At 52.7% G+C, this 6,440-nt stretch carries 5 protein-coding genes and 1 pseudogene; 4 read left to right on the top strand and 2 right to left on the bottom strand.

Annotated features, from left to right (window positions below; genetic code table 11):
* Positions 1 to 2: 2 nt before the first annotated feature.
* From rbsC to rbsR, 4 genes are all read left to right on the top strand, one after another.
* Positions 3 to 968 (top strand): ribose ABC transporter permease, encoded by a 966-nt coding sequence (rbsC, locus tag ACSZO4_RS07190; protein ID WP_437888200.1) that lies wholly within the window; start codon positions 3 to 5, stop codon positions 966 to 968.
* Positions 969 to 995: 27 nt separating this feature from the next.
* A complete protein-coding gene (gene rbsB, locus ACSZO4_RS07195; RefSeq protein WP_437888201.1) occupies positions 996 to 1,886 on the top strand; it encodes a ribose ABC transporter substrate-binding protein RbsB in 891 nt (296 codons plus the stop codon).
* 110 nt (positions 1,887 to 1,996) lie between these two features.
* Positions 1,997 to 2,926 carry a ribokinase gene (gene rbsK, locus ACSZO4_RS07200; protein ID WP_437888202.1) on the top strand — a complete coding sequence of 310 codons (930 nt, stop codon included), beginning with the start codon at positions 1,997 to 1,999 and terminating at the stop codon, positions 2,924 to 2,926.
* Positions 2,927 to 2,929: 3 nt separating this feature from the next.
* A complete protein-coding gene (gene rbsR, locus ACSZO4_RS07205; protein WP_437888203.1) occupies positions 2,930 to 3,922 on the top strand; it encodes a ribose operon transcriptional repressor RbsR in 993 nt (330 codons plus the stop codon).
* On the opposite strand, the pseudogene mdtD reads toward rbsR, so the two are convergent.
* Together mdtD and ACSZO4_RS07215 are read right to left on the bottom strand one after the other, a co-directional pair.
* Positions 3,888 to 5,317: pseudogene (gene mdtD / locus ACSZO4_RS07210) on the bottom strand (multidrug transporter subunit MdtD). The gene rbsR and the pseudogene mdtD sit on opposite strands and share 35 nt — an antisense overlap.
* 11 nt (positions 5,318 to 5,328) lie before the next feature.
* A complete protein-coding gene (locus ACSZO4_RS07215; protein WP_437888204.1) occupies positions 5,329 to 6,033 on the bottom strand; it encodes a FadR/GntR family transcriptional regulator in 705 nt (234 codons plus the stop codon).
* Positions 6,034 to 6,440 lie beyond the last annotated feature (407 nt).

The raw sequence follows: 6,440 nt of genomic DNA on the forward strand, positions 1-6,440 counted from the left end.
AGATGACTACCCAGGCTGTTTCTGGTCGCCGCTATTTCAGCAAAGCGTGGTTGATGGAACAAAAATCACTGATCGCCTTACTGGTGCTGATTGCGATTGTATCGACCCTGAGCCCGAACTTTTTTACCGTCAATAACTTGTTGAATATCCTGCAACAGACGTCAGTGAACGCCATTATGGCGGTTGGCATGACGCTGGTTATTTTGACTTCCGGGATCGACCTGTCCGTCGGTTCTTTACTGGCGCTGACCGGTGCGGTCGCCGCGTCATTGGTGGGAATGGAAGTGAATGCGCTGGTGGCTGTCGCCGCCGCCCTGGCTCTGGGGACTGCTGTAGGGGCAGTCACTGGTGCGGTGGTGGCTAAAGGTCGGGTGCAGGCGTTTATTGCCACCCTGGTGATGATGCTGCTGCTGCGCGGCATTACGCTGGTCTATACCAACGGGAGCCCAATAAACACCGGATTTACCGATAATGCCGATCTCTTTGGCTGGTTTGGTATTGGGCGTCCTTTGGGGATCCCGGCCCCGGTGTGGATTATGGCGGTTGTCTTTATTGCCACCTGGTATTTACTGCACCATACCCGTCTCGGCCGCTATATTTATGCTCTGGGCGGTAACGAAGCGGCAACCCGGTTGTCGGGCATCAGCGTCGATAAAGTGAAAGTGATGGTTTATGCCCTGTGCGGCTTACTGGCTTCACTGGCAGGCATTATTGAGGTTGCCCGTCTGTCCTCCGCTCAGCCAAACGCCGGGACCGGTTATGAGCTGGATGCCATTGCTGCGGTGGTGTTGGGCGGTACCAGCCTGGCCGGAGGTAAAGGGCGCATTGTTGGGACATTGATCGGTGCGCTGATCCTTGGCTTCCTGAATAATGGATTGAATTTGTTAAGCGTTTCTTCCTATTACCAGATGATCGTTAAAGCAGTGGTGATTCTGCTCGCGGTGCTGGTAGACAACAAAAAACAGTAATTACCCACACTACAGGACATCATGAATATGAACATGAAAAAACTGGCTACCCTGGTTTCTGCTGTTGCACTGAGCGCCACCGTAAGCGCGAATGCGATGGCCAAGGACACCATTGCACTGGTTGTTTCCACACTGAACAACCCGTTCTTTGTTAGCCTGAAAGACGGTGCGCAGAAAGAAGCCGATAAACTGGGTTACAACCTGGTAGTGCTGGATTCACAAAACAACCCGGCGAAAGAGTTAGCCAACGTTCAGGATTTGACGGTTCGTGGCACCAAACTGCTGCTGATCAACCCGACTGACTCCGACGCCGTGGGTAACGCAGTTAAAATGGCAAACCAGGCCAACATTCCGGTTATCACCCTTGACCGTGCTGCGGCGAAAGGCGAAGTGGTCAGCCATATCGCTTCCGATAACGTGCTGGGCGGTAAAATTGCCGGTGACTACATTGCCCGTAAGGCGGGTGAAGGCGCGAAAATTATTGAGCTCCAGGGGATTGCCGGAACTTCTGCGGCCCGTGAACGTGGCGAAGGTTTCCAGCAGGCCGTTGCTGCACACAAATTTAGTGTTCTTGCCAGCCAGCCTGCTGACTTTGACCGTACAAAAGGCCTGAACGTTATGCAGAACCTGCTGACGGCCCATCCTGATGTGCAGGCGGTATTTGCTCAGAACGATGAGATGGCGCTGGGCGCGATGCGCGCGCTGCAAACCGCAGGCAAATCCGACGTGATGGTGGTGGGATTTGACGGTACGCCGGATGGCGTAAAAGCGGTAAACGACGGCAAAATGGCGGCGACCATCGCGCAGCTCCCGGAACAGATTGGCGCCAAAGGCGTTGAAACCGCTGATAAAGTGCTGAAAGGCGAGAAAGTACACGTAAAAATCCCTGTTGACCTGAAACTGGTTATCAAACAGTAAGAAGGATTCAGACTCTCCCACGGGAAGGGGTCTGGAGGATAACGTATTAAAGAAAAGCAGGGCTCGCGCCACCGGCAGGCTGGTGGCGCATTTTAACGGACAAGCGCATCATGAAAACCACAGGCAAACTGGTCGTCCTTGGCAGTATTAATGCCGATCACATTCTCAACCTTGAATCTTTCCCGACCCCAGGGGAAACGGTAACGGGTAATCAGTACCAAATCGCCTTTGGCGGTAAAGGCGCAAATCAGGCCGTCGCTGCGGGTCGCAGCGGTGCTAATATTGCGTTTATTGCCTGTACGGGCGATGACGATACGGGTGAACGCGTTCGCCAGCAGCTGAAAAGCGACAATATCGACGTTGCGCCTGTCAGTGTTATTGCTGGTGAGTCCACTGGCGTGGCGCTGATTTTTGTTAACGGTGAAGGTGAGAATGTCATCGGTATTCATGCGGGCGCAAACGCAGCACTCTCCGTTGAACGCGTTGTCGCCCAACGCGACGCTATTGCTCAGGCTTCGGCATTGTTGATGCAGCTGGAGTCACCGGTTGAAAGCGTACTGGCGGCTGCCCGTATCGCTCATGAGAATCAAACCATCGTGGCTCTGAACCCGGCACCCGCCCGTGAATTGTCCGATGAGTTGCTGGCGCTGGTGGATATCATTACCCCGAATGAAACTGAAGCAGAAAAACTGACCGGTATTCGGGTGAGCAGTGACGAAGATGCGTCAAATGCGGCGCAAGTACTCCATACTAAAGGCATTGATACCGTCATTATTACTCTTGGCAGCCGTGGTGTCTGGGCGAGCGTAAAAGGCGAAGGCCGGCGTATCCCCGGATTTAAAGTTAAAGCCATCGATACCATTGCCGCAGGCGATACCTTCAATGGCGCGCTGATGACGGCGCTGTTAGAGAATAATGCGCTGGATGACGCTATCCGATTTGCTCACGCGGCGGCAGCCATTGCTGTCACCCGTAAAGGGGCGCAACCGTCGGTTCCGTGGCGCAAAGAAATTGATGATTTTCTCAGTCAGCAGGGGTGACGATTGGCTACGATGAAGGATGTGGCCCGCGTAGCGGGTGTATCAACGTCGACCGTTTCGCATGTCATCAATAAAGATCGTTTTGTCAGTGATGCCATCCGGGAAAAGGTGGAATCCGCAATCAAGACGTTGAACTATGCGCCTTCTGCGCTGGCCCGCAGCCTGAAAATAAATCAAACCCGCACCATCGGCATGTTGATTACCGCCAGTTCAAACCCCTTCTATTCTGAACTGGTGCGCGGTGTAGAGCGCAGCTGCTTTGAACGCGGCTACAGCCTGATATTGTGCAATACCGAAGGCGATGAGCAGCGTATGAACCGTAATCTGGAAACGCTGATGCAAAAGCGAGTCGATGGGCTTTTGCTTTTATGCACTGAGACTCACCAGCCTTCTCAGGAAATTCTCCAGCGCTACCCTTCTGTTCCGACAGTAATGATGGACTGGGCACCTTTTGATGGTGACAGTGACCTGATTCAGGATAATTCGTTATTGGGGGGCGATATGGCCACTCAGTATCTGATCAATAAAGGTCATACCCATATTGCCTGTGTTACCGGTCCTCAGGACAAAACCCCAGCCCGTCTGCGCCTTGAGGGTTATCGTGCGGCAATGGCGAATGCGGGCCTGACCGTCGGCGAAGGGGATGAAATCATCAGTAATTTTGAGTTTGGTGGTGGTTTTGAGGCGATGCAGACGCTGCTGGCGCAACAAGATCGTCCCCAGGCGGTGTTTATCAGCAACGATGCGATGGCCGTGGGGGCGTATCAGGCGCTGTACCAGGCCGGGTTAAAAGTCCCTGACGATATGGCGATTGTCGGCTATGACGATATCGAACTGGCGCGTTATATGGCGCCGCCGCTCACGACTATTCATCAGCCGAAAGACGAGCTGGGTGAACTGGCCATTGACGTGCTAATCCACCGTATTGCTGACCCAACCCAGCAGCAGCAGCGCTTACAGCTTACGCCGGTGCTGATGGAGCGCGGATCCGCTTAAGCCTCAGTGCTTTTCTTTTATCAGGTTACGGCCATCTTTTGGTCGTAACAGCATAAAGGTAAATGCGGATATCAGCGTGATAACACCCATGGTGATAAAGGTGTTGTGGAACTGCTCTACGATGTTATTCCCCTCAAATCCCTCATAGAAGCGCAGTACCGCAGCGCTCACCGCTACACCCAGGCTAATCGACAATTGTTGAGTAACGGCCAGAACGCTATTGCCGCTGCTGGCGTTTTCATCCGTTAAATCCGCGAGTGTAATGGTGTTCATTGCGGTGAACTGGGTAGACATCGCCATACCCAGAATAAACAGAGGCAGTATCAGCAGCCAGACCTCCATCGCGGGTGACTGCAGGGAAAACTGAGCAATCATCAGCCCGATAAACAGCGTAATCCCGACCAGGGTTTTGCGATAACCCAGGCGGCGGAGCACCTGGGTAACCAGTGATTTAGCCAGAATGGACCCCATGGCTGTCGGGGCCATCATGCAGCCGGCTATCAATGCTGAGTAGCCAAAACCCACTTGCAGCATCAGTGGCATTAAAAACGGCACACAACCGGTACCCAGACGAGAAGCGATGTTCCCGGCTATGCCTACGGAAAACGTTCGTGTTCTGAAGAGATTGAGCGATATCAGCGGGGTGGGATGACGGCGTGCATGACGTATATAAAGAAGGAATAGCATAATCCCGCTCAGGATCACGACGCCTGCCTGCCAGCTCGCCACAATTTTCTCGCCAAATAGCTCCATCCCGCAGGAAAACAGCACCAGACTGAGGCCGAAAAGAAAAAAACCGCCGGTATCGAAACGCTTGCGCGGCGTGGTGAAGTTGGGCATGTATTTGCGCGCATATAACAATCCGGTAATACCAATCGGGATATTAATCAGGAATATCCAGTGCCAGGTAGCCCAGGTGACCATAACGCCGCCCAGCACCGGCCCGAGTATTGGCCCCACCAGACCCGGCATCGTTACGAAGTTGAGGACCGGAAGTAGCTCGCTACGCGGATAGGCACGCAGTAGCGCAAGGCGGGCTACGGGCATCATCATCGCGCCGCCAATCCCCTGGATAACGCGGAAAGTGACCAGCGATGCCAGTGAGGTGGAAAGTGCACAGGCCAGTGAGCCGAGGGTAAACAAACTGACCGCCAGCATAAATACCCGGCGGGTACCGAATCTGTCTGCCAGCCAGCCGCTTGCCGGGATCAACATTGCGACCGTTAAGGTGTAGCTAATAATGGCTGATTGCATCGCCAGAGGGGAACGATTGAGGCTCTGTGCAATTGCAGGCAGTGCGGTATTTAATATTGTGGCGTCCAGAGCCTGCATAAAGAAAGCCATTGCCGCAATCCACGGCAATCCGGCCATACTGCGGTGTTTTTTCTCTGTCATGCGGGTTCCTGTTATTTTGCCGCGGGTGCGCCTGGTGTTTTTAACAGCATCTGACACGCGTGGAAAGCGCCTTCCCCATTGCTTTCCTGGATGGCATCAACAATGGCCTGATGAAGGTCGAGTTTAATCACCTGGTCCTGGGTTATTGACGTGAAATAGGTGCGATAGACCGAATGGAGCAGTGCTGCGAAGGAAGTCAGAAAAGGATTGCCGCTCATCGTATAGATCAGTTCATGCCAGGCCATATCCACTTCAACCCAGCGCTCGCGATTAAAATGCTTTTTAAGCCTGCCCATCTCTTCCATTAGCGTATTAAGGTGTGCCTTTTGTTCGGCAGTTCCCATTACGGCGGCTAACTGGCACGCCTGGGGTTCAATGCTGCTACGCATAATAAGGAAGTGCTGAATAACTTCCTGAAAGTTATCCTCGCTCATCCACCACGTCAGTAACTCTTTATCAAGGAAGTTCCAGTTTTCCCTCGGCATGACCCGAGTGCCAATACGTGGACGGGGAAGGACCATACCTTTTGCGGCTAATGTCTTTATTGCTTCTCTTACTGCCGTTCGGCTGACACCAAACTGCTCTCCCAACTCTATTTCACCAGGCAGAATGCTTCCGGGGAGATACTGACCTTTAAGGATTTGCTGTGCCACTTTCTCAGCCAGCACCCAGGAAAGGTTTTTTTGTGCCGCGATCTGTTGTGCATTTAAAGACATTTATAGGTTCCTGGTTTTGCATATTCACTTGTTAGTATGCCATTCGGTATATATCCGTGGTGATAAAAACAGCAAATTAATGCCTTTATGCTGCCTTTTTCCGCGTGTTGTTGAAAAAAAAGACGGTTGAAAAGTTTTTTGAATTTAGCGCTTGTCAGCCCGGAATAACTCCCTATAATGCGCCTCCACTGACACGGAACAACGGCACAAACGCCGCCGGGTCAGCGGGGTTCCACTGAGAACCTCGCAGAGAAAAGCAAAAATAAATGCTTGACTCTGAGGCGGGAAAGCGTAATATGCACACCCCGCGCCGCAGCGAAAAACGAAGCGGCACTGCTCTTTAACAATTTATCAGACAATCTGTGTGGGCACTCAAAGTGACATGGATTCTTAACGTCCTCGGACGA

It is taken from the genome of Phytobacter sp. V91, from assembly GCF_965644225.1.
Taxonomy (GTDB): domain Bacteria; phylum Pseudomonadota; class Gammaproteobacteria; order Enterobacterales; family Enterobacteriaceae; genus CBFFRJ01.

Coding starts and splice junctions, on each gene's coding strand:
- rbsB (WP_437888201.1), top strand. CDS start 996: ATGAACATGAAAAAACTGGCTACCCTGGTTTCTGCTGTTGCACTGAGC.
- ACSZO4_RS07215 (WP_437888204.1), bottom strand. CDS start 6,033: ATGTCTTTAAATGCACAACAGATCGCGGCACAAAAAAACCTTTCCTGG.
- rbsC (WP_437888200.1), top strand. CDS start 3: ATGACTACCCAGGCTGTTTCTGGTCGCCGCTATTTCAGCAAAGCGTGG.
- rbsK (WP_437888202.1), top strand. CDS start 1,997: ATGAAAACCACAGGCAAACTGGTCGTCCTTGGCAGTATTAATGCCGAT.